General features: G+C 70.8%; 17 protein-coding genes. 9 read left to right on the top strand and 8 right to left on the bottom strand.

Annotated features, from left to right (window positions below; translation table 11 throughout):
* The first annotated feature begins 30 nt into the window (after positions 1 to 30).
* Positions 31 to 534 (top strand): DUF2231 domain-containing protein, encoded by a 504-nt coding sequence (locus SH587_RS00875; RefSeq protein ID WP_320668652.1) that lies wholly within the window; start codon positions 31 to 33, stop codon positions 532 to 534.
* On the opposite strand, the gene SH587_RS00880 is transcribed toward SH587_RS00875, so the two are convergent.
* The 4 genes from SH587_RS00880 to arsB form a co-directional block, all read right to left on the bottom strand.
* Entirely contained in the window at positions 516 to 1,769 is a 1,254-nt protein-coding gene (locus SH587_RS00880; RefSeq protein ID WP_320668653.1) for a sensor histidine kinase, read from the bottom strand. The genes SH587_RS00875 and SH587_RS00880 overlap by 19 nt on opposite strands.
* Positions 1,766 to 2,431, bottom strand: a complete 666-nt coding sequence (locus SH587_RS00885; RefSeq protein WP_320668654.1) for a response regulator transcription factor — start codon at positions 2,429 to 2,431, stop codon at positions 1,766 to 1,768. Before SH587_RS00885 ends, SH587_RS00880 begins: the two co-directional genes overlap by 4 nt.
* Before the next feature lie 120 nt (positions 2,432 to 2,551).
* The gene (locus tag SH587_RS00890; RefSeq protein WP_320668655.1) at positions 2,552 to 2,938 is read right to left on the bottom strand and encodes an arsenate-mycothiol transferase ArsC; all 387 of its coding nucleotides are present in this window, start codon (positions 2,936 to 2,938) and stop codon (positions 2,552 to 2,554) included.
* A 4-nt stretch (positions 2,939 to 2,942) separates the two neighbouring features.
* The gene (gene arsB, locus SH587_RS00895) at positions 2,943 to 4,076 is read right to left on the bottom strand and encodes an ACR3 family arsenite efflux transporter (RefSeq protein WP_320668656.1); all 1,134 of its coding nucleotides are present in this window, start codon (positions 4,074 to 4,076) and stop codon (positions 2,943 to 2,945) included.
* Positions 4,077 to 4,131: 55 nt separating this feature from the next.
* On the opposite strand from arsB, the gene SH587_RS00900 reads away from it, so the two are divergent.
* From SH587_RS00900 to SH587_RS00920, 5 genes are all read left to right on the top strand, one after another.
* Positions 4,132 to 4,485 carry an ArsR/SmtB family transcription factor gene (locus SH587_RS00900; protein WP_320668657.1) on the top strand — a complete coding sequence of 118 codons (354 nt, stop codon included), beginning with the start codon at positions 4,132 to 4,134 and terminating at the stop codon, positions 4,483 to 4,485.
* Between the two features lie 24 nt (positions 4,486 to 4,509).
* The gene (arsM, locus tag SH587_RS00905; protein WP_320668658.1) at positions 4,510 to 5,340 is read left to right on the top strand and encodes an arsenite methyltransferase; all 831 of its coding nucleotides are present in this window, start codon (positions 4,510 to 4,512) and stop codon (positions 5,338 to 5,340) included.
* A 118-nt stretch (positions 5,341 to 5,458) separates the two neighbouring features.
* The gene (locus tag SH587_RS00910) at positions 5,459 to 6,007 is read left to right on the top strand and encodes a hypothetical protein (protein ID WP_320668659.1); all 549 of its coding nucleotides are present in this window, start codon (positions 5,459 to 5,461) and stop codon (positions 6,005 to 6,007) included.
* A 120-nt stretch (positions 6,008 to 6,127) separates the two neighbouring features.
* A complete protein-coding gene (locus tag SH587_RS00915; protein WP_320668660.1) occupies positions 6,128 to 14,326 on the top strand; it encodes an AbfB domain-containing protein in 8,199 nt (2,732 codons plus the stop codon).
* A 319-nt stretch (positions 14,327 to 14,645) separates the two neighbouring features.
* On the top strand, positions 14,646 to 15,203 hold the full coding sequence (locus SH587_RS00920; protein ID WP_320668661.1) for a hypothetical protein: 558 nt from the start codon (positions 14,646 to 14,648) through the stop codon (positions 15,201 to 15,203).
* Positions 15,204 to 15,268: 65 nt separating this feature from the next.
* Here SH587_RS00920 and SH587_RS00925 read toward each other — a convergent pair whose 3' ends face one another.
* The 3 genes from SH587_RS00925 to SH587_RS00935 all read right to left on the bottom strand — a co-directional run bounded on the left by SH587_RS00925 (position 15,269) and on the right by SH587_RS00935 (position 21,166).
* Complete coding sequence (locus SH587_RS00925) at positions 15,269 to 17,815, bottom strand: membrane dipeptidase (RefSeq protein WP_320668662.1); 2,547 nt, start codon at positions 17,813 to 17,815, stop codon at positions 15,269 to 15,271.
* Positions 17,816 to 17,923: 108 nt separating this feature from the next.
* The gene (locus SH587_RS00930) at positions 17,924 to 19,816 is read right to left on the bottom strand and encodes an endonuclease/exonuclease/phosphatase family protein (protein WP_320668663.1); all 1,893 of its coding nucleotides are present in this window, start codon (positions 19,814 to 19,816) and stop codon (positions 17,924 to 17,926) included.
* A 720-nt stretch (positions 19,817 to 20,536) separates the two neighbouring features.
* The gene (locus SH587_RS00935; protein WP_320668664.1) at positions 20,537 to 21,166 is read right to left on the bottom strand and encodes a GyrI-like domain-containing protein; all 630 of its coding nucleotides are present in this window, start codon (positions 21,164 to 21,166) and stop codon (positions 20,537 to 20,539) included.
* 63 nt (positions 21,167 to 21,229) lie between these two features.
* Between SH587_RS00935 and SH587_RS00940 the strand changes: the two genes are divergently transcribed.
* Both SH587_RS00940 and SH587_RS00945 read left to right on the top strand, forming a co-directional pair.
* Complete coding sequence (locus tag SH587_RS00940; RefSeq protein WP_320668665.1) at positions 21,230 to 21,556, top strand: hypothetical protein; 327 nt, start codon at positions 21,230 to 21,232, stop codon at positions 21,554 to 21,556.
* Between the two features lie 249 nt (positions 21,557 to 21,805).
* Positions 21,806 to 22,453 carry a hypothetical protein gene (locus SH587_RS00945; protein ID WP_320668666.1) on the top strand — a complete coding sequence of 216 codons (648 nt, stop codon included), beginning with the start codon at positions 21,806 to 21,808 and terminating at the stop codon, positions 22,451 to 22,453.
* A gap of 54 nt (positions 22,454 to 22,507) precedes the next feature.
* Here the strand turns inward: SH587_RS00945 and SH587_RS00950 are convergent, their stop codons facing one another.
* Entirely contained in the window at positions 22,508 to 23,101 is a 594-nt protein-coding gene (locus SH587_RS00950) for a hypothetical protein (RefSeq protein WP_320668667.1), read from the bottom strand.
* A 209-nt stretch (positions 23,102 to 23,310) separates the two neighbouring features.
* On the opposite strand from SH587_RS00950, the gene SH587_RS00955 reads away from it, so the two are divergent.
* Positions 23,311 to 23,889, top strand: coding sequence for a TetR/AcrR family transcriptional regulator (locus tag SH587_RS00955; protein ID WP_320668668.1), 579 nt, complete (start codon positions 23,311 to 23,313; stop codon positions 23,887 to 23,889).
* The last annotated feature ends 13 nt before the right edge of the window (positions 23,890 to 23,902 follow it).

Consider the following 23,902-nt stretch of genomic DNA (forward strand, 5'->3'; position numbering starts at 1 on the left):
CCTCGACCGCTCTTCGAACTGGAGGATCCGATGGAGATCGACCGCGTCTTCGGCCTGCCGGCCCACCCGCTGCTGGTGCACATCCCGGTGGTGCTGATCCCGCTGCTGGCCCTGTTCACGATCGCGCTGGCGGCCCGGCCGGCGTGGCGGACGCGCTGGGGCGTGCCGCTGGCGCTGGCGAACGTCGCGATGCTGGTGGTGATCCTGCTGGTGACCGGCAGCGGCGAGCAACTGGAGCGGCATCTCGGGGCCGAGCCGCTGATCGTCCGCCACCGCGAGCTCGGCGAGCAGCTGCGGCTGATCTGGGCCGCGTTCACGGCCGTCACGGTCGCCCTCGCCGTCGTCGACCGGTGGCGGCGGAGCGCGACGGGCGCGAGCTGGCTGCGACCGGCGGCGACGGGGCTGAGCGTGCTGGCGGTAGCCGGCGCGGTGCTGTCGACCGTCTGGGACGTGCGGACCGGGCACGCAGGAGCGAAGTCGGCCTGGGGCGACACGCCGAAGGGCACGGCCAAGGGCTACTCGGGCGGCGACTGACCGCCGTCCGCGACCGCGGGCAGCAGCGCCTCGAAGGTCGTCGGGGCGGCTCCCGCCAGCCGCAGGTCGCCGCCGGCGCGGCGCGCCAGCTCGCGGCCGACGGCGAGCCCGATCCCGCTGCCGTGGCCGACGCCGCGCGCGAAGATCGCGCCCGGATCGAGACCCCTCCCCGCGCCTTCGTCGACGACCACCAGCCGGACCCATCCCGGCTCCGGTCGCAGCCGCACGGTGACGGCGCCCGCGCCGTGGTCGAGCGCGTTCGCGAGCAGCACGTCGAGGATCTGCCGGGCGCTCTCCGGGGGCACCCGAGCCCGCGGGTCGCCCGTCTCCGGTCGGACCGCCAGCGGGCGGCCGGCGGCGGCCAGGCGGGCGCCCCAGCGCTCGCGCTCGAGATGGTCGGTGACCAGCGACGCGAGGTCGACCTCGGTCGGAGCGTCGTCGCGGAGGCGAGCGATCGCCTCCAGGTGCTCGATCGTCGAGGCCATCCGGTCGGCCTGGCGGACGGCGGCGTCCGCCTCGGCCGCGGCGTCGGGCGAGGCGGCCAGCCGCCGCAGCTCCTCCAGCCGCAGCCGCAGCCCCGTCAGCGGCGTCCGCAGCTGATGCGAGGCGTTGGCGCTGAACTCGCGCTCGTGCTCGATCGCGCCCGCGATCCGGCGGTCGGCGTCGTTGAGCGCCCGCTGGACCCGGTCGATCTCGTCCAGGTGCCGGGCGACGGGCCGGTCGTCGTAGCCGGGGTCCCCCAGCCGTTCGACGCGGCCGGCCAGCTGCTCGAGCGGGTGCGCGAGTCGCCGCGCCTGGAGCGCGGCGAGCGCCGCGGCGGCGGCCAGCGCGGCGAGCCCGGAACCGGCGACGGCGAGCCAGATCACGCCGACGTCGTCCTCGCGGGCGCTGGCGGGCGCGATCAGCGTCACGCTGAGCGGGCCGCCGTCGCCCGACGCGATCGCGGTCCTCGCGCCCCGTGGCGGCGTTCCGAGCACCATCGTCCGGCCGCCCGGCGCGCGCACCCGAAGCGCGGCGTCGGAGGGCAGCAGGTCGCGAACCAGCGCCAGGGTCGGCGGCACGCCGCGCGCCCGCGCTCGGGCGATCCGCAGGGCGGCGGCGTCGGCCCGGCGCTCCAGCCGCATCTCGGCGCGCTGGTGCAGCAGCGCGGTGCCGACGAGGCCGAGCGGCACGCCCAGGACGAGCACGGTCGCGAGGGCGATCAGGACCGTGGAGCGCAGCAGCCGGCGCCTCACGGGCGCTCCAGCCGGTAGCCGTAGCCGCGGACGGTCGTGATCACCGGCGGGTCGCCAAGCTTCTGGCGCAGCCAGCCGACGTGGACGTCGAGCGTCTTGGTCGAGCCCCACCAGTTCTCGTCCCAGACCTCGGCCATCAGGTCCTCGCGGCGGACCGCCTCGCCGGCCCGGACGGCGAGCTGGAGCAGCAGCTCGAACTCCTTCGGGGCGAGCGTCAGCTCGCGCCCGCCGCGCCAGGCACGGCGGGCCGCGGCGTCGATCCGGAGGTCACCGACGAGCACCGGCCCGGGGGCGGGCGGCGGCTCGCGTCGCAGGAGCGCTCGAACGCGGGCCACCAGCACGGCCAGGCTGAAGGGCTTCGTCACGTAGTCGTCCGCCCCGGCGTCGAGGCCGAGCAGCTCGTCGAGCTCGCCGCTGCGGGCCGTCAGCAGCAGCACGGCGGTCCCGGGATGCCGCTCGCGGATCCGGCGACAGACCTCAATCCCGTCGATCCCGGGCAGCCCGACGTCGAGCACCACCAGGTCGACGGGCTGGTCGACGAGCCGTTCGAGGGCGACCTCGCCCGAGGACGCCAACTCGACGACGAACCGCTCCCGCCGCAGCGCCCGGACGAGCGGCCCGCCGATCCCCTCGTCGTCCTCGACCACCAGCAGCCGCTGCACCGGACCGATGGTAGGGGCCGGCCGTCGCGTCGCTGGGCGGCCGACCTATGCGCGCGATCGTCGGCGAGACGGCCCGAGCGACCAAGCCCGGCGGAGTCCGGCGAGCTGAAGGGCTCGCGGCTACAGCTCTGCGGCGAGGGCGCGGACTCGGCGGTCGATCTCGTCGCGGGTCGTGCGGACCCGGTCGACGGTCTGGCCCGAAGGGTTCTCGAGTTGCCAGTCGATGTAGCGGACGCCGGGCACGTAGGGGCAGGCGTCGCCGCAGCCCATCGTGACCACGACGTCGGCCCACTCGGCCAGCTCCTGGGTCAGCTTCTGCGGCACGCGGTCGCGCAGGTCGATCCCGAGCTCGTCCATGACCTCGATCACCTCGGGGTGGACGCGCTCGGCGGGGGTGGTCCCGGCGGACCGGGCCGCATGCGCGCCGTCGGTCGTGCGGGTGAAGAGCGCTTCGCTCATCTGCGAGCGTCCGGCGTTCTGGAGGCAGACGAACAGGACGTTGCTCATCGGGCTAGGCGGCGTCGGTCGCGGGGCGAGCGGGTGCGGGAACAGCGCGCGCGGCGGCGTCCTCGTCCGGGTAGTAGCGGCGGCGGATCCAGAGGGCGACGTAGACCAGGCCGACGAGGACCGGGACTTCGATCAGCGGTCCGACGACGCCGGCTAGCGCTTGGCCGGAGGTGGCGCCGAAGACGCCGATCGCGACGGCGATTGCCAGTTCGAAGTTGTTGCCGGCGGCGGTGAAGGCGAGCGAGGCGGTGCGGGCGTAGGTGGCGCCGATCAGGCGCCCGGCGAGCAGCCCGGCGGCGAACATCAGCGCGAAGTAGACGAGCAGCGGCAGCGCGATCCGGGCGACGTCCAGCGGCTCGCTGGTGATCGCGTCGCCCTGGATCGCGAACAGCATCACGATCGTGAACAGCAGGCCGTAGAGCGCGAACGGTCCGATCTGGGGCAGGAACGTCTGCTCGTACCAGACCTCGCCCTTGCGCCGGACGCCGATCACGCGGGTCAGCGCTCCGGCGACCAGCGGGATGCCGAGGAAGACCAGGACAGTCCGCGCGACCTCCCAGATGCCGATCGAGAAGCCCTGACTGTCGAGCCCGAGCAGGTCGGGGAGAGCGGTCAGGTAGAACCAGCCCAGCAGGCTGTAAGCGACGATCTGGAAGACCGAGTTGATCGCGACCAGCAGCGCGGTGGACTCGCGGTCGGCGCACGAGAGGTCCGACCAGATCAGGACCATGGCGATGCAACGCGCGAGCCCGACGATGATCAGGCCGGTGCGGAACTCGGGTTGGTCGGCGAGGAAGATCCAGGCCAGCGCGAACATCAGCGCCGGGCCGATCAGCCAGTTGAGCACCAGCGACGCGCCGAGCATCCGGGCGGTCTGCGGGCTGCGGTCGCGGACGATCTCGCCGTAGCGGACCTTCGCCAGCACCGGGTACATCATCAGCAGCAGCCCGAGCGCGATCGGCAGCGAGACGGTGCCGATCCGCAGGTGGTCGAGTCCGTCGTTGATCGACGGGATCGCGGCGCCGAGCCCGAGGCCGGCGGCCATCGCGAGCGCGATCCAGAGCGGGAGGAAGCGATCGAGCGTCGAGAGGCGACCGATGACGGCCGCGTCGTCGGCGGATCGTGGCGGGGCGGTCATCGCCACGGGACCGTATCGATTGACGTTCATCGACTCAATAGATATATGTAGATAGATGCCTGTCGATCTGGACCTCGCGCCGAAGACGAAGCGTCCGCCCGGCGAGCCGTGTTGCGAGCCGGTCGTCTATCCGGACGTCGAACGCGAAGAGGCGATCCGGCTGGCCGAGGTCGCCAAGGCGCTGGGCGATCCGATCCGCTTGCAGCTCGTCGACGTCCTGCGCAAGCACGCGGGCAAGGTCTGCGTCTGCGAGCTCGTCCCGCTGTTCGACGTCTCGCAGCCGACGCTGTCGCACCACCTCAAGAAGCTCCGCGCGGCCGGGATCGTCGACTCCGAGCGGCAGGGCCTGTGGGCCTACTACTACGTGCGCCCCGAGGCGCTGCAGGCGCTCTCGGCCTGGCTGCACTGACCCTCCTCGAAGGAGCGCAGAACGATGGCCAACCAGACGACCAAGCCGACGTCGGACTGCTGTGCGTCGGAAGCGCAGGGCGCGGCCGGCGACGTGCGCGAGATCGTCCGCGAGCGCTACGCGGCTGCCGCGGCCCGCGTGGCGGCGGATCCGGCGGCGGGCTGCTGCGGGCCGGCACCGGTCGGCACGACCGACGAGCAGGGCCGCGAGGTCTTCGGCGCCACGCTCTACGACGCCGACGCGGAGGCACCGGAAGCGGCCGTCGCCGCGTCGCTGGGCTGCGGCGTCCCGACCGCGGTCGCGGACCTCCACGAGGGCGAGACGGTCCTCGACCTCGGTTCGGGGGCCGGCGCGGACGTGCTGATCTCCGCTCGCCGGGTCGGGCCGACCGGGAAGGCGATTGGGCTGGACATGACCGACGAGATGCTGACCCTCGCGCGGCAGAACGCCGCCGAGGCGGGCGTCTCCAACGTCGAGTTCGTCCGGGGCTACATCGAGCAGATCCCGTTGCCCGACGCCAGCGTCGACGTCGTGATCTCCAACTGCGTGCTGAACCTCTCCGGCGACAAGGGCCAAGTGCTCGCCGAGGCCGCCCGCGTGCTGCGCGACGGCGGACGCTTCGCGATCTCCGACGTGATCGCCGACGAGGACATGGACGACGCCACCCGCGCCGACATGCAGCAGTGGACCGGCTGCATCGCCGGAGCGTTCACCCAAGCCGAGTTCGAACAGGCGCTCGCCGCCGCGGGCCTGGTCGACGTCGAGATTCGCGAGACCCACCGCGTCCACGAGCACGCCGCCGCCGCGATCATCCGCGCCCGCAAGCCCGCCGCCGCGAGCGACGCGGGAGAGTGACGGAATCAACCACCCCGAAGGTGTGGGTCCCACTTCCACACCGAGGGTGAGGCGCGATCGGGCCACGAGCGGCCGGCTCATGGCCTGAAGCCGCGCATACCGGCGCATATCCGCGCATATGCCGACGCCGCCCATGCTCAAGAAATACCTGCAAATCAGCATATCGGGGACCCCGTTCGGCCGAGCCAAAAATCGTGGTGTCCCGGGTTCGAGTCCCGGTCTCGCCACCTCCGAGAAGGCCCTGCAAAGCGGGGCCTCTTTCGTTTCGTACGGTGCCGTCAAAGATCGGTTCGTGACCCAATCAGCGCCGATCCGGCGTCGGATCGGCCGCCGAATCAGCCGAAAATGGCCGCCGGAAAGCCGTGGCTCAGGCACCGGGTCCAGCGAGCAGATCGCGGTCTTGCGGTTCCTGCTCGACGACGAGCCCCCCGCGACCCTGACCCTCGACGAGGTCCTGACCGGGTTCGTCGAGCTTGGCGAGGACACGTTGGGCGACGGCATTCGCTGCGCCGTTCGAGACCTCGTGGCGGTCGGCTCGCTGCGACGCCGCGCCGAGTTCGTCGTTGCCGACGCGTCCCGCGGCGCGGCGCGCACTCGAGGTCCGTGTTGTCGCTTCGCGCTCGAGCGGATCGATCGCGGGCGCTGTCATTTTCCACAGGTGAGTTAGTGGAGGACAACACCGCGATGCGCTGTCACTTTCCACAGGTGAATTGGTGGGGAAATACACCGCGAAGTACACGGCAAGTTTTTGGTTGCGTTGAGGTGCAGCGGGACGTAGGGTGTCCCAATGCTTTCGATTCTGGACGTGCTTCTGGGGCGTCGTGCGTGGGCCGCGTGGCTCGTGGTCGTGGCGCTTGCTGGGGTGGCTTTGGGTGGCCCAGCCGCGGCGTCAGCCTCGCCGCAGCCGGAGGACGTCGAGGTCACGGTCGGCGCCGGCCAGAAGGCCAAGCGGCTGAGGGGGGTGCGGGTGCCGCTGCCGGGGGTCGAGAAGTCCGGGATCGTCGTCGCGAAGGACCTGTACACCGCCAATCCGGACGGGACGGTGAAGGTCGTGAAGTTCGATGAGGCGGACGGTGGCGGAGCGGCGGCCGCGAAGCTGTTCGTGCAGCGGATGCAGGCGTCGCTGGCGGAGATCGCGACGACGACGTCGGGCCAGCAGCTGCTCCGGGGGGTGAGTGAGATACGTCCGCTGGATCAGTTGGACGGTGCTGCCGCGGCGACGGGTCACGACGACGTCACTGTGGTGCTGTACCGGACGACGTTCGACAAGAAGCACCCGGACTTCAAGACGACGCCCGAAACTCAGCCGTACGACTTGTCCAGGGGCGTGAGCGTCAAGCCCGAGTTCAAGAAGGTCGGGGGCCGGTTCGAGCCTGTGCCGCCCAAGGTCGAGGCCACCGGGTCGGCGGCGATGATCGCGGTCCCGAACGACAGCTTCGCGGTTTTCGGGATGAATCTGGAGGACCACGAGCGGTTCGTCATCCGGGAGCCGGAAGGACTGGCGCATGAGCTGATCCACGCCGTGCACTACCTTGGGGGTAGCGCTCTTATGGGGGACGCCTACGACGACGTTGTGGTGCCGGTGTCCTACAAGCGAGCGGACGGCAGGGTTGTGGAGGGGTGGGAGATCGCCCTTCCCCGTGAGGAGATCCGCACGCTGGGTGGTCCCGATGCGCCGCTGGCGGGGATCCTCGAAGACGTTTCCGGCCAGCAGGCTCCGCTGCTCGAGGAGGCGATCTGGGCCCAGAGGCCGCTCAACGATCGCATCGCCAAGGCGAAGCAGGCGGGTGACACGGCGAAGCTCGCGGTGTTGATGCGGGTCCGTCGCGCTCGTCGCGCGTCAGGGATCACCGAGACGATGATCGCCGACGAGCTCGGCATCGTGGCTCGGCGGCACTACGTGAACGTCACCGGCGAGCCGGATGCCCGCAAGCAGCGGGTCAAGGACGTCGCTGCCGAGGCTGGCGTGAGCGAGGGCGATGTGGGGTTCGAGGTCTTCTCGCTGCCGTCCGGGACGACCATCAGCGTGGACGAGGCGCAGGATCCGGCCAAGGTCCGGAAGAAGTTGACGTCATCGTGGGCGTCGCTGCTTCCGGCCTGTGTCCGGCCGTCACGGTCCGCGTTCTGCCAACCGGAGAAGACGGCGAAGGACGTCTCGGCGAAGACCGCTCGGCAGGGGGCGGCGATGCGGGACTATCTGAAGGAGCATCCCGATGCCGAGCTTCATCTCGGTGAGCCGATCTCGCACCCGAGCCTGCGTGAGCAGGCAGCTGTCGAGCGTCCCGCGGTCGTGTACGTGGCCAGTGATCGTCCTCCGGAGGAGGTGTTCGAGAACGGGATCCAGGCGCCGGGGACCGACTACTCGACCCTGACCGACCAGTGGTTGGGCAACGTCCACAACGACACGCTGCAGGGTTCGGGGTGGATCTCGACCACGGAGACCCTGGCGCGGGCCAAGGCGGACGCGGTGTCGCTGTCGCGGGCGGAGTTCGAGCCGGGAACGCTGGACGATCCGCCGAGGCTGTTCGCGGAAGGGTGGGTGTACGAGGTCGAGCCGACGGATTTCTTCGTCTCGGCCGAGGCGTCGGCGGCGAAGATCCCCAACGGCTACGAGCGGCTCCCCGCCGACAAGAAGGCGCAGTACAAGGACTTTCAGAAGAAGACGCCGCTTGCTGCGGTGACGGAGCAAACGAAGGAGTGGTCGGCGATCGGCAAGATCGCTCCGGAGAACATCAAGGGCGTCCGGCGCTACGCGGCGATCTACGGCGCCACCGCTGACGGGCGGATCACCAGCGAGAAGCCGACGATCGTCGAGCGGCCGATGGACGCTGATCGAACGCGGCCCACCAAGTACGTGCCGGGGGCCCCGGGCTACTCGCCGTACGAGGATCCGCAGTCGGGTTGGAACGACCGCACGACGGTCTTTGGGCCGTTGGATCGGGATCCGTGGCGGGGGGCGGTCGAGGCGGAGAAGTTGGTCCAGGGGGCGGCGTTCGAGCACAGCGACGGCAAGCTGACGGCGGTGCAGCCGGAGGAGGTGCACGAGAAGGCGCAGCGGATCGTGGAGGAGTTGCTCGGGGACAAGCAGTTCATGGACGAGATTCCGCGTCCGAAGGTCGAGACCGTCGACGGGCGCAAGACGCTGGCGTGGAAGCCGGAGCAGGCGCGGGTGACGGTCGAGAAGGTCCAGGAGCGGCTGCGTGGCCAGTTCAACCTGACCGATGGGGTGGTCAACAAGGCGTTCCTGGCGGCGTGGGCGTACGACATGTACGAGCTGTCCAAGACGTACAAGAACGTCGACGATCTGGAGATCGCGGCCCGCACGACGGCGATGATCCCGGGGCTCGGACAGGCGCTGGGGCTCGCTGACGGGATCAAGAAGCAGGATGCCGAGGGGATCGCGGTCAACTCGGTCGCGCTGACCGCGTTCATGGGCGCGCTGATGGCGCCCGGCGTCGGGGAGGTCCTGGGTGGCGCGGTCCTCACCTACACGCTGGGCAAGCTCGCCTACACCACCACCCGATCGGTCGTCAACGCGGTCGTGCAGTGGTTCACGCCACCCAAGCCGATCCCGGCGGCGCACCTGCCTGCCGGAAGCATCCCCACCTTGCCCCACGTCGACGTGGAAGAGGTGCCCGACTGTCAAACCACGCGGCAGATCACGTGGCACCACGATCGATCACTCCCGAGGGACGCGGAGCTCGTGGCCAGGGTCATGCGGCCCGACGGCAGCTCCTACGAGAAGGCGGTCGACGCTGGAGCCAAGGCCCTGTCCTTCACCGACGTCGGACTCGGGGTGGCCATCGATGTCTTCTACCGGGTCAAGCGGCCGTGGGGGACGTTCGTCTCGTCCCAGCTGCAACGGGCCGAGGTGGTCACCGCGCGCCTCTCGGCGGTCCACGTGTCGGGTTGCGACGAACGTCTCACGACCGTTCCGTGGCCTGAGGAGGAGATCGGGTGGATCGCCGCACGCTTCCCCGGGCTGGCCAACACGGAGTTCGTGCGTGGGATCGGGGCCGTGCTCGCCTACGAGCGGTCGTGGAATGCGGAGCGTCAGCGGTACACGAGCTTCGGCTTCTTCCGGGGCGACAAGTACGTCACCTACAACGACCCGCTCCACCACTCTCCGGGTGTGCCTGACGGCGTGCTCAAGATCTCCGACCAGTTCCCCGAGACGAAGGGCACGATCTTCGCCACCGGGATCGACGCCGCGGTCAACCTCGCGTACGACTACCCGAACAGTGCGCGGTACCTCTTCTTCAGGGACGATCAGGTCGTCGACTACACGCGCGGTTTCGCCGGGAATCCGTCGCGGTTCGAGCAGCAGAAGATCGCGAAGATGTTCCCCGGGTTGCCTGCGGGGTTCGAGAAGGGGATCGACGCGGCGTTCCTGGACAACTTCGACCGGCGCGGCAAGCCGAGCAACGAGCGGATCGTGCTGGTCAAGGGCGCGCGGTACGCGCTGTACGACAGGGCGAACAGGCGTCTGATTCCGACCAGGAGCGACCGGATCGCGGACCGCTGGCAGCTGCTCAGCAACATCGACCTGACGCGCGGGATCGATAGCGCGCTGGCCCTCGGGCCGGACGAGACCCTGCTCTTCAAGGGGCAGCACACGTTCCTGGCCCGGAACGCCGTGGAGGTGGAGGACGTCCCGGTCGAGACGCTCTTCTCGCTCTACAGCGACTTCGGGCCCGGCCCGGCACAGTTCCGCTCGCGTGGGCTGGTGCACGCGTCCGGCGATGACGCCACGCGTGACCCCGCCGGGCGCAAGGACGCGACGTTGCGGCTGACGAAGTCCTCGGTCTCGGGGTGCTACGCCCTGCAGAACGGGTTCGCCCGCAAGGACGAGGTGATCGGGAACTGGGAGAAGCGCCGGTCGCGCGTCGACCTTGGTACAGGCCGTCCCATGTTCGGCAAGGCGATCGTGTGCCCGGAGTCGATCGGGCAGGGAGGGTACGTCCTGCATCCGGTGGATGAGCGCGGGTCGGGCGTGGACCGGAGTCGGGTCCTGGTCGTCGATGTGGACCCGGGTTGGACGAGCTACTTCGCGCCTCGCAGCGAGCTGGAGAAGATGATGTCGAAGGACGATCTCGCGGCGCGGACGACGTGGCGCTTTCGCAGCCCGTGGTGGTCCAGCGAGGTTGCGATCCCCGACGAGAAGCTGGGCGACGCGGTGGCGCTGGATGAGGTCGGGACCGGTCGGGCCGTCGCCACGAGCGACGACCGCTCGAAGCTCGTGCTGGACGAGGCCCCCGTGCGGGATGCGGGTTGGGACTACTCGTTCCGGGTGGAGCCCGGGCTGGCGGACGAATCGTGCTACTCCTTCAGGGCCGGCGGGACGGTGAAGTATCTGCACTGGGACAGCAAAGCCGATCGTCTCTCCCTCGCGGCAGAGGACGACGGGCAGAGCAGTGCGCGGGATCTGACGTTCTGCACCAAGGATGCGGGTGAGGACGGGAAGGGCGGCAAGGCGTTCACGCTGCACCCGTGGGGCGCGCCGGACCGGTTGCTGACGTGGGATGCCAAGAAGTCCACGTTCCGGACCGCGAAGGACGCCGGCTCGCCGCTGAAGCTGACCCTCGGCGACCCGTACCGGTACCCGCCGGGCGGCTTGGTGGACGCGGTCGCCACGACGGGGCGCGATGCGACGGCGATCACCTACGTCCTCGGACTCTCGCCGCTGACTCCGGGCCAAGAGGGGCCGGCCAAGATCGCCTTCCGCAACGCCGGGAAGGCAGGCGTCCGATGGGACGGGGGAAGTCTCTCCGTGACGGCGCCGGCCTACACGCGGTTCACCGAGCAGAAGGAGGTCGCGGCGGAGTGGTCTGACGACGGCGGCAAGACGTGGCATCCCTCCTCATCGCTGAAGGCCGAGCTCTGCTCCACCACACACGGCCGGACGCGGCTGGAGTGCGGGCTGGTCACGCCCGGCGCGCTCGCCAAGGGTGACCTCGTGCGTTTCTCGCCGATCGTGGAGGTCGACGCGGACGCGCCGAAGCAGGCCGTCGTGGTGCCCCCGAAGGCGGTCCTGATCCTGGAGAAGGGCAAGGACGACGAGACGGCGGTGAGGACGTCGGCGGTCGCCGGTGTTCATGTGTATATCGATGATCCGGGGCGGGGGTTGCGGAGCCCGCGTGATGTCACGGTCGGCTCGGTCGATAGGGACGGGGTCGGGACGTTGGATTTCGAGGTGGCGAACTTCGGCCCGGAGATCAGTGGTGATTTCAGTGGCAAGGTGCGGTTGACGGTTCCCGAGGGGGTCGTCCACTTCCGTGAGCAGTCGACGGTGACGGTGCGGTCGCTGACGAAGGCTGGGCGGTCCAAGCGCGATGCGGATCTGGGCAAGCAGGATCTGATCAAGACCTGGACGTTGACCGGTTGCAAGCTGGAGCAGGACCAGCGGGTGTTGGAGTGCGATAACACGATCGGTCGTTACACCTGGAAGGCTGCGTCGGTGGATGCGGACGGTGCGCCGGTGGCGGAGGAGACGTTGCGGTTCAGTCCGCTGGTCGAGGCCGACCAGGGCGTTTCCAGCGGCGAGGAGTACGGCGGCGGACAGTTGGAGATGACGATCCAGCAGGTGGAGCTCAGGACTCCGACGCAGACGGTGCCTCTGGGCACGCAGACGGTGCGGTCGGAGACGATGGTCCAGGTGCCGGACGTTCGTCTGGGCCTCGTGAATCGCGGTCCGGTGACGCCGATCGGTGTCGGCTACCGGGCGTCGGACAAGTCGTTCGTCGGGAGTCGCGTGGCGTTGTCGTGGATCGTGGCGAACACGTGGTTTCAGTTGAACGCGGTCCACGACGGAGCGGTGACCTTCGAGGCGCCCGAGCACACGGCGTTCGTCGAGCAGCGTTTGATCCCCTACGAGTACTCCACCGACCAGGGAGCGACGTGGCAGCGGGGCGGCCGCAACGGGACCGGGGCGCTCTACGACTGCAAGGTCGATCCAAAGAAGCGGTACTGGATGACCTGCCAGGGGTGGAACACCGAGCATTACGAGTCGGAGTGGCTGGGCTCCCGTGCCCTTGGCCAGGCGGGCGGGCTGCAGCGGGAGGGGTGGATCCGGTACCGGCCGATCGTCGAGCTGCAGGACGATGTTCCTGCCGGCACGTGCCTGCGGGGCGGCTCGGGCCTCGTGCGTCTCAACAAGGCGCGGCAGGCCGACGGGAAGGGCAATTGGACGCCGGTGGGCGACAAGAACGGCACCCTGGACGTGTCCGGATTGTTGAAGGCGTGTGTCGTGAACGGGTTCTCTGGCTCGGAGGACAAGGAGCCGGCGGCGACGGCGGGGCCGGGCGAGACGGTGGAGGCGTCGTCGGTCGTGGCCAACACGGGCAACGATGTCGGCACGCGATTCGGCACGGCCGCGGGCGGCGGTGTGGTCCTCACGGCTCCCGAGCACACCCGGTTCGACAAGGGGACGAAGACCGTGGCGATCGATCAGTCCGACAATGACGGACGCACCTGGAAGAGCGCGGGGAACGATCTGCAGGACTGCAAGCTCACCGACGACGACCGAGGGCTCACGTGCTCGGGCCGCGATCAGCCCATTCGTGATTGGCGGGGCAAGCTCGGCGATGAGAAGGGGCGGCTTCGAGGCACGCGGCTCTACCGCCTGCGGGTCACGCTGAAGGTCGACGAGGACGCCCCCAACGGGGTGCTGTTGCGCGGCTCGAGCGTGATCCGGCTGCAGGAGGTGCACCAGGCCCAGGCGCCGGCGTCGGGCCAGGCCGCTGGATGGATCGATCTTGGCGAGCCGCTGTTGAAGGCGTCGTTGAACGTGCGGACGAAGGCGCCGTACGGGTTGGCGAGTCGCAGCACGCCGACGATCATCGCGCCGAGTCGGCCGGGGATCGCGTATTGGGAGGTCGGGAACATGGGCCGCCGCGTCGATTTCCGGTTCGATGGGGGGACGAGGAAGGCGACGTTCACGGCGCCGGCCGGGGTGACGTTCGATGAGGCCCGGGACGGTCACGACTGGGGCGTGCTCGCGACGGCGTTTGCGGGTGATCGCGATTGGAAGGATCTCCCCTCGGCAGAGAAGGGCCAGCCCACGGGGTTGACGACCTGTTCCGCTTCCAAGGACAAGCGTTCGATGACGTGCTACATCGCCAAGGCCAGCGGGCCGGTCACGCTCGCCGGCGCCAGTGATCCGGGGCCCAAGACGCCCGCGCCCGAGGGGCGGCTGCGGATCGCGTTGCCGGTGAAGGTGGACCCCGACGCGCCGTCGAACACGTGCCTGGCGCCCGGTCGCGGAGCGTTGCCGGTCACCGGCGTCGAACGCATCGCCGACGCCAAGAAGAAGGACCCGGAACCGTTGGGCAACGCCATGCTCGAGGCGCAGATCGTGGTCTGCACCGGCCCGTTGCTCGACGGGGCGGTCGATCGCACCGACCCCAACGACCTCCCGCACGCGGATCCCGGTGGCAAGACCAGCCTCGATTGGATGGTCGGGAACACCGCAACGGGCATCCAGACGACGTTTGGCCCGGTCGAGTTCACCGCACCCGAGCACACGACGTTCCCCGAGCAGGAGAAGGTCGAGATCGAGTACACCGACAACGGAGGGGACTGGCGCAGCGACACCCTGACCGGCGCCCCGCATGCGGACCGGGCGTTCCTGGTGGACTGTCAGGTGAGCGCCGACAAGCGAACCATGCGCTGCGAGGATCCCCGCGGCCCTGATCGCTACTGGCCCGGAAGCGGGGGAGGACCGGAGCTGTCCAAGAAGCTGGAGCTGCCCGAGATCCCGTTCGGGGCCGCGTGGGCATCGACGAAGGAACGCGTCTACCGCTACATGCCCCTCATCGAGATCGACAAGGACGCCCCGCGAGACACCTGCCTCTCGCCGGGCTGGGGCGTCCAACAGCTGTGGCGAACCACCCGCGCCCAGAAGGGGCAGGCCAGCACCGACTGGTCGTGGTCGCCCCCACAGCGAGCGCTCGTGGCCGCCCCGCTCCACGTCTGCACCATCCCCTGACATCAAGCGTCGCGTCCTGGGAACCCGGGTCCCCAGGACGCGACGCTGCCGACTGCCGCAAAGCTCGCCCGAGCCGAGCCACGCGGCGGCCGGCCGGTAGCTCGCCAACGCCGCCGGTGAAAGGGTGGTCAGCCCGTCGGTCCGGGTCAGCGGGCGCGGGTGGTGGCTAGGGGACCTGGGTCCCCTAGCCACCGAGCGTTGTTGGACGAACGTACGGCTTTGAGGCAGAAGTCTCGGCACGCGAGAGAGTCCTTGGAGACGGAACGCTCATCGTCTCGACGGACGCTCCGATCTACTCGCCCGGTTCACTGTCGACGAGATGCAACAAGCCGATGAGCAGCACCTCGAGGCGCTCGGTGCTGCGCTGCAGGAGAGCGTCCGGGAGCAGCGGCCGATACTGGTCGTCGGGGCCGGCCTACCCGCGATGCGGGAGCTGCGCAAGCTGCCGACCTGCTTCGAGCACGGTGATCGGTACGAGCTCGGCCTGCTGGACCGCGACGCGACCCGGACCGCGCTGCTGGAGCCCACCCGCGCCAGCGGCCGGCCGTTCACCGAGGACGCCGGCGAGCAGCTGGCACAGCGCACCGGCGGCTACCGCTACGCGAGCCAGGTCTTCGGCCACGAGGCCTGGCCCGCCTCGAACGACGCCGACGCGATCGACCTTGGCCACCTCGAGGTCGCCGAGCAGCGCGCGGAGCGGCGACTGGACCAGGGCCTCTACGCGCTGCGCTGGAAGCACGCCTCCCCGCAAGAGCGCGACTACCTGATCGCGACCGCTGAACAGGAGCACGAGGTCGGCCGGGCCATCACCGGGGCGAGGTCGCCGCCCGCCTCGGGATGGCTGCCCAGCGCGCATCCTCGATCCGCGCGAGGCTGATCGAGCCCGTTCCGCGACGGCGGTACGCCGTGCCGGGATCAAGCGCGGCTGAGCCCTCGCCCGGCTCAGCGGACGCCGGCCAGCCGCAGCGTCCGTCGCAGGCTGCTGGCGCGGGCCCGTTCCGGCGCCACGATGGCGATCGCGCTGATCCGGCCGTTGCTGGTCTGTAGGACTACCCGCGGGCTGGTGCGGCTGCGGGCCCGGCGGACCCAGAGGCCGCGGCCGACCCGCTTGGCCACCCGTCCGACGCGCCGTGCCGACGAGCCGACCCGCAGGCCCGCGACCCGGTGTTGGCGGGCGGTCGAGGTCATCGCGACCGTTCGGCCGTCGTCGCCGAAGACGGCCGCCAGCGTCGCCTGGCGGCCGTCGCGCTCGGTCACGCAGTAGCGGTAGGCGTCGAGCGGGCGCGCGGCGGGCTGGCCGACCCGCCGCAGCAGCGAGGTCGTCGATTCGCCGAGGCGCAGCGGGCCGACCTGCGAGCGGCCGAGGGCGTCGGCCTGGATCTTGCAGCCGGGGTAGGGCACCCCGGTCGCGCGCTCCCAGGTCTGGAGGTAGGCCTCGGCGCCGGTCAGGAGGTCGTTGACGATCGGCTGGCCGGCGATCTGGCGCAGGTCCTCGTACCAGTCGGGGTAGAGCCCGTACTGCGCCACGCCCTCCTGGTTGAGGTCGAAGACGCGGTTGCCGGTCCGGTTGCGGTCGAGCGTGACCGCGCCGTCGATCGAGCGGAAGGGGTAGCGGACCGGGTTCTTGGCGTTGTCGTCGCGTGGGCCGCTCTGGGCGCCGAAGCCGTTGATGTCGGCGCCGTAGCCGAGTCCGAAGAGGAACCGCGGGTCGCGCTGCTCGCGGAGCACCTTCCACCGCTCGACGAAGCGGTTCGTGCCGTCGGCGCGGAGCGCGACGAAGCCGCCCAGCTGGTAGATCCGCTTCGGCGTCGTCTCGTCCGACCAGTTGTGGCTGGAGAGCACGCCGGGGTAGCGCCGCTGCTCAAGCAGCTTCAGCGCCTCGTCGCGGGTCTTGACGCTCATGTGGTCGACGTCGATCATCATCCCCTTGCTGATCATCCGCTCGATCAGCTGCCGGCCGAGGTCGCTGAGGCCGCGCGGGTTGCAGAGCGGGCCGGCAGGGTAGACCGGCAGCGCGCCCGGCCGCCCGACCAGGGTCAGCAGGTCGGCCACGGCGTCGATCCGCGGGATGTCGTCGTCGTCGTAGCGGTCGGACGGGTGACCGTCGGCGCAGCGCTGCAGGCGCAGGAAGTGGGAGGTGTCGATCAGGTTGCCGACGTTGGTCAGGACGCCGGTCAGCCCGTCGTCGCCGGTGGTGCCGCCGAAGGCGTTGTCGAACTTGTGGACGGGGAAGGCGTTGCGCACTCCCAGCCGGTACATCTCGTCGAGCCGCTGCTCCATCTGCTCGGGCGTGCAGGCGGGGGTGTCGTTCGGCAGCGAGCAGTTGAACGGCGCCGCGCTCTCCAGCCCGAGGACGATCGCGAGCTTGCCGTCGTTGATCACCCGCCGCGCCTGCTGCGGGCTCTTGACGATCCGGAAGAAGCCCTTGCCGGGACCGCCGAACTGGGCGTCGATGTAGTCCTGCAGCTGCTCCGTGTCGCGGAGCTGCTCGCGCAGCGTCTCCATCTCGTCGCAGCTGTGGTTGCGGATCGGCCAGATCCGACAGAGGACCCCGTTGTCGGTGAAATCGACGACCATCATCCGCAGGCCGCCGCGCCAGGCCCGCTCGACCCAGCGCCAGTAGGCGCCCTCGTGGGTCAGCGAGTCGTAGCGCGGCCAGTCCTTCAGCGACGGATAGCCGGACGGGTCGTGGAAGCCGACCACGTGGCCGCCGAGGAAGTTCTCCAGCAGCGCGGCCCCGCCGCCGAGCAGGGCGTGGTCGGGACAGTCGACCAGCGCCTTCTCGATCCCGTAAGGCGACCAGATCCGGCCGCAGTGGACGGCGCCGCCGATGAAGTTGAAGCTGACCGGGTGGTTGTGGCCGTCGATCAGGCCCCGGACCTCGCCGTCGCGCCAGCTGCCACGGGCCGGCGTGCCGACGGCGTTGATCTCGGCCTCGGGGAAGACCGTGCAGTTGCCGGCGGCGACGAACCGGAAGGCCGCGGTCTGGCCCTCGGCCCGCGGCGGGGCGACCACGGTGCCGCCGCCGTCGACGGCGAGCACGCCGCCGTTCAGGCCCTCGATCCGGAAGCGGCCCGCGCCGGCCGGCTCGACGCGCCAGTCGCCTGCCGGCCCGAGGTCCTCGGAGGCCAGCACCCCGCCGCCGTCGCCGCGGGTGATCGCGGTCCGGTCGCGGCCGTAGAACAGGTAGCGGCCGAGCGCGGTCGCCTGCATCCGAAACGCCTCGGCACCGCCGGCGGCGATCGCCTCGGCCCGGTAGCCGCCGTCGGCGCGGCGGACGACGAAGCGCCCGGTCGCGACCGACTGGAGGGCGTAGCAGCCATGGACCAGCGAATAGCGGGTCGGCAGCTCGGCAGCCGACGCGCTCGCGGGCCAGGCCGTCGCGAGCAGGACCAGCAGCGCGACCAGCGCCGCTCCGGCCCCCCGCCCGAACCGGACCGTCGAACGGCACGCCGCGACGTGCCCCGCTCTCCCACGGAAACTCCTCACCGCCAGACACTAGCGGGTTAGGTACATCGGTGCAACCCAAGTCCCAACGGCCCATCGGCGAAAGGCGGCTGGCAAGCGCGATGGCCCGCATCTCGCCGTGAGGGCGCGTCAGCGGAACGCGGCGATGATCATCCGGTGGTCCGACAGCTCGGAGCGGACGACCTCGGCGTGCACCGGCCGGAGCCCCGAGACGAGGAGGTGGTCGATCTCCTCGTCGGGATCGTCGGCGGGGGAGGTCGGCGCGGGGCGGATGCCTTCCAGTGCGTCCTTGGCACCGGATCGGAGCAGGGTTCGCCAGGCGTCCGAAACGGGCGTGGTGTTGAGGTCGCCGCCCCCGATCACCGCGCCCGGTGCATCGCGGAAGGCATCGGCGAGGATCGCGGCCTGTCGTCCGGTCGCGTCCGTCGCATTGGCGTCGGGCTGGAGGTGGGTGGCGAGGATCCGCACCTTCTCGCCCTCCCACGTCACCGACGCCGAGGTGATCGCCGCGCCCGTGAGCGCGTCGAACATCGGGTACTTCGCCGAGGACGCCTCCGTCGTCGGCAGGGAGGTGAGGATAGCGTCGCCCCAGACGGGGTCGGCGGCGGGTCCGAACACCGCGTGCATCCCGAGCATCCGAGCGAGGATCGCCAGCTGGTCCTGGCCTCCGTTGAGGAGCCACCCGCGATCGACCTCGCTGAGCAGCACGACCTGTGCTCCGCTGTCCCGGATCTGGGCGGCGACGTCCGCGGGGCGGAAGACGCCGTCGATCCCGTACCCCATCCGGAGGTTGTACGCGGCGACGACGAGCTCGTCCGAGGCCGCGGCCTCACGCGCGACGGGTAGCGACGGCACGGTGAGGGGCGGCCCGACGAGCGCGGCGGCGGCTGCGGCGACGGTCGCGACGGCCACTCCCGCGACCGCCCGGGCACCCGAGTCGTCGATCCGTCGTTCCGAGACGCGGAAGTCCTCGTCGTCGTCGGCCCCGCCCGCCCGGTACGCGACGGTCCAGAGAGCGAAGAGGACAGCGGCCCCCACCAGCGGCAGGTCGGCACGGTAGCCGAGGTCGTACCCCGCGTAGTAGGCGAAGAACAGCGCGATCCAGACGATCGCACCGGCACCGGCCGCGAGGGCGGTGCGCCGGGACGATCGTCCACGCCCCGCGAAGAGCAGAAGACGCACCGCGGCCGCGGGGCCGACCAGGACGGCCGCCAGGAACCAGACGGGCAGCGCCCCCTCCGCGCCGTCGCGGACCACCTCGGGCAGCAGCGACAGCGCGACGGCGGCGGGAAAGAGCACGGCTGCGGCCCACGGGCGTCGCCGAGGGGCGGGCAGGAGCGCCACGACCGCTGCCGTGCCGCTCCCGAGCACCGCGACGACGGGTCCCCAGAGCGAGTCGGCGACCGAGGCGCGTCCGACGTTCGCGAGGGCGAGGAGGATCAGCAGGAGCAGGGGGAGCAGGAGGAAGGCGCTGCGCGGGGCGACGGCCGGCCCCCCGGGCTCCTCCCCACCACGACCGGCCGCGCGCACCGCGAACCCGACGGCGATGGCCTGGAGGACCAGGACCGCGTACGAGGCGGCGTCGTCCCGCCACACGGCGCCGAAGCTCCCCAGCGCGGCATGCACCGCCGTGGCGACGGCGACACCGAGGAACACGCCGGGCACCAGTCGGCGGCCGAGGGCGCCCGTCGCCAGGCACAGTGCGGCGACCGCGAGGGCGACCCCCAGGGAACTGCCGTAGAGCTGCACGGCGCCCCCGCCGGGGACGACCTGCACGCCGACGCGGACGACGAACGCGGCGACGAGGAGGCCCGCCGCCAGGCGCGGCGCGGGGCCGCGGACGAACGCGATCAGCACGAGCGGAGCGGCCATCACGGCCAGCGCGTACGCGCCCATGACCTCCGTGGGCGTCTGCGCGGCCCGGCCGAACAGCGTGATCAGCGATGGCGTCCACAGCCGCCAGAGATCGGTGAGGAGCCAGGCCGCGGCGAGGCCGACCGCGCTGAGCGACGTCCGGGTCATGCCGCCGATTCTGGGGCGCTCGCGACCGGTGGCGCTCGACCTGGACGCCTGGCCGAGCAGTTCGATCGGTGCCTGGTCATCCAGCCACGCCTTCGCGGGTCGTCGCGTCGTAGGCCTCGACGAGCATCCGAACGACCTTGAAGCCCTCCCGCAGTCGGTGCTCGGTCGTCGGGCTCGGCATACCGGGGATCCCGTACGGCCGAGCTGAAGATCGCTCGGAGGAACGCCTGGCCCGTCTTCGAGGTCGTTCCCGATGGTCTCCACGACGACGTTGACGAACGCTCGTTTCGGGCACCTACGGAAAAGCCAAGCGCCCCGGGCGACGTTGGAGCGCTCGGATCGCCCCGAACCAGCCCCTGGGCCAACTCGCAAGTCGTGAGGCTGTCGTCCTGGCTGGTGCCCTCGGACATCTCCAACGGTCGCGCCGGGCGCATCCTTCGCCGCCGGTCTTCGCCCCGCCCCACCGGGCACGGCCGCGAGCTCGCGCTACGGTTCCCGTCATCGACCCCGATCGCGCCGCGCGGGTTGTCGAGCGGTTGCTGTACGAACGCTGGGATCCGCTGGACCTGCCGTCCTCCTTCTTCCCCGATCTGCCGCCGAACGACTACGACCGGTACGTCGCGCTCGTCCGTGGCGGCGGGACGGACACCGACGTGGTCGATCTGCTGACGCGAGCGGAGCGTCAGGATCTCGGTGGGCAGCGTTCCTCCGACGCGCGGCTCAGGTTGCGAATGAGGGGCGGACGGGCTGACGGAGGATGGTCCGCAGTTTGTCAGGGGTCACCCGGCGGAAGTCTCCGAAGTAGACCTCGTGGTGTTTGCCGTCAACGCGCAGCCCGTTCTCCGGAATGAACTCGTGGTGCATTCGTTCCAGCACCGGCCCCTCGTCGTCGAAGGAACCGAGGTGAAGCGTCTGAACGCAGCGCCCCTCCGAGAGGGTTTCCAGGCGAACGTCATCCAGACGCGTGGAGCCGTTCTTGGCTCGGGCCAGATCGACGGCGCCTAGGAACGACGCACGGCCGATCCAATCAGGAACCATGAGCATCATCGTCCAATCCCACCGGGATTTGTCTCGCGAGACGGTGAAGGCATCCATGTCCTCCGCCCACCACAGCCCTTCGAGCGGCGGAACGACGTAGTCGCGCCCCAGCTCCCGCTTGCTGTGGAACTTGAGCTTGTAGGCGACGGGATACAGCGCAGAGAGCGCGTCCTCGTAGACCTGGGAACTGTTCGGGTCGCCGTGCCCGTCGATCATGAGGTACTGCGCGTCGGGAATGTCGACGATGCGGAACTCGCCTCGTCGCGCGTGATAGCCGTCGAGCGTCGTCTTGAAGTCGATCTTGTCAGTCATCGGAGCCCGGATTCGTGCAAGACGGTCACGGTAGCCCGCGGAGACGACGCAGCGGCCTCGTCAGTGGTGATCGGTCTCGGCGAGATCCGCCTGCGCGGAGACTCCGCGGAGCGGGCTTCGCTGCGGTCTCCGACCAACGTCGAGATGCGGCTCATCATGGAAGCCGCCAACGAGCCCGACTGGATGGCCCCGTGGTTGCGGGTCTACCGGCGCTGGTTCCCCGAGGAGGAACGGTCCGTGGAGGAGCTCGACGATCTCTCGCTCCGCTGCCTGATCGCGCGAATGGCCGCCGATGGATCCTGGGGCCACGAGAGCATGCTGCCGGCGTCGCTGACCCAGGCCGCCCGCGCGCGGGTGGTGGCGGAGATCCTCGGCCTGATCGACGGCTAGCGAAGCGCCGATCGCGGCCCGTTGGGTGCCTCGGCCGCCCAGTTCGTGTTGTCGACGCAGGCGGCTTGGGGTTCCGCGCGCTGTCCCGGCTCCGAGTCCTGGTCTCGCCACCTCCGGGCGGCGACCGCGTTGTGATGAACCGACAGGGTCGGCGCGCTGGGGCGGTGAAGTTGGGACGGCGTCCGTAGCCGGGTCCGGGGGTCGGCCCGTAGCGTCGGTTCGCGTGGACGTTGTGGGACGGCGGTCCCGATGCATCGCCTCCGCGCGATTCGGCAACATCGATCCACGAGGAAGAACATGCCTAGCCTGCTTCGCCGCCTGGCCACCGCGCTCGGCGTCGGCACGACGGCACTGCTGGCCGTTTCCGCGGCGCCGGCGAACGCGGCGACGCCCCGAGTCATCGACTCCGGGGTCATCGTCATCGCTCCCGACGGCTCAGTGAGCGGCGAGCTCCCGCCCGGTACCAGCAAGCAGCACCCGCCCACCGACCCCAACGATCCCTCCTTCGCGGCGCGGATCAGGAACGGCGCCGACGCGGGCCTGCGTCGCGCCGACGGGCGTCCGGAACGGCGCACCTCCCGGAGCGCCGCGAGCGTCGCCGCCGACGACCCGCCCCCCTGCTCGCGGGTCGTCGTGAACGTGGTGCCCACGCTGGGCATCGGCTACCGCGGCGAGATGCTCGACTGCGAGCAGGGCGACCTGACCCTCCACACCTGGGTCGAGGACGAGACGGGCGCGATGACCCAGGACGGCGCCTACATGAGCTGTCCGCAGACGACGGCCTGCGCGACGGAGGAGCGGTTCGTCGCGCCGTCGATGTACGTGAAGGTGCTGGCCCGCGGGCAGAACCTGACCACGGGCTACGACCACACGGACTGGCAGGCCATGGGCACGTAGCCGGCGAGGCCTGCGGCGGCGGCACCGCCGCCGCCAACAGGCGCGTGACCGGCGCTAGACGGCGCCGGTCGCCGGGCGGGCGGGTGCGGACGCGCCCGACGGAGCGGCCTGCGGGGCGGGCCGGAGTCCACGGGCGGCCTGCACCATCACGAAGCCGCCGTTGATGTAGAGCGCCGCCAGCCACAGCGGCGTGTGGAAGACGTCGACGTGGGCGTAGTCGAACAGGCCCGCCGCCGAGAAGGCGCCCTCGAAGAAGGGGCCCAGCACCCCGAGCAGGATCGAGCTGGCCAGGACGGCCTTCTTCGCCGGGGTGAACGCGAACATCACCAGCCAGGCGACGGCCAGCAACGCCGTCAACCGCCACGGGTGGGCGTTGCCCCACTGGCCGCTGAGCGCATAGCCCAGCTGGGTCAGCGCGAAGGTGAGCAGCACCGGCCCCCACCGGAAGGGCTTCTCGGGCAGCCACGCCGTCGGCAGGAGGCGGGCGACCGCGACGATGATCGCCGAACCGGCGGCGAAGATCGGCCAGACCGCGACCGACTGACCGTCGACCATCGGCTCCCAGGAGTAGGACAGGATCCCGTTGCGGACGTGGAAGAAGTGGTCGCCGACGCAGAAGCCGAGGGTGACGAGCAGCCAGGTGATCACGGCGACGCGCGCTGGCGAGCTCGCTGCGGGCGGGGACAGGGCTTTCGAGATGCGGTTCGGCACGTCGGTTCCTTCTGGTCTGGCCCCGCTTCGGGGCACGTCGGATCCGATATGACGGTAGTGGAATTTACGAAGCTGTCAATTGACGCTAAGGTGCGCGGATGGCAGTTCCCACCCCGCCTCCGGGCCGCCGCGCAGGAACCAAGGGCATGCCCCGCGAGGCACGCGAGGAGCAGATCCTCGACGCGGCGACCCTGGAGTTCGGCGTCCGCGGCTACGCGACCGGCTCGGTCGAGCAGGTCGCCCGCTCCGTCGGCGTGTCGCGGGCGATGGTGCACGCGTACTTCGGGTCGAAGGACGAGCTCTACCTGGCCTGCCTGGAGCGCGCGGCCCGCCCGCTCGCCGCCGCGATCACGGCCGCCCAGGACCTCGCCGACCCGCCGCTGCTGCGCGGACTGGTCACCATCAAGGCGATCCTGACCACGCTCGAGCCGCGCCCCCACGACTGGCCGATGCTGTGGGACCCGACCGTGCCCGACGGCGCCCCGGTCGCCGCCGGAGTGCGGGCCCAGCGCCGGTCGATCGCGGGCCTCGGGGTCGACGGCGCCGCGCAGGCGCTTCGCGACGACGGTGTCGAGGACCAGCAGGACCTGGCGTTCGTCGGCCACCTCTGGCTCGACGTGGTCTCCTCGATCGTGCAGTGGTGGCTGCGCCATCCCGACGAGACGGCCGAGGCGGTCGGTCGCCGGTTCGAACGCGTGCTCGCCACCCTCGTCGACCTCCGCTGACCCTCCGCCGGAC

The organism is Patulibacter defluvii (assembly GCF_034096925.1).
Classification (GTDB): Bacteria; Actinomycetota; Thermoleophilia; order Solirubrobacterales; family Solirubrobacteraceae; genus Patulibacter; species Patulibacter defluvii.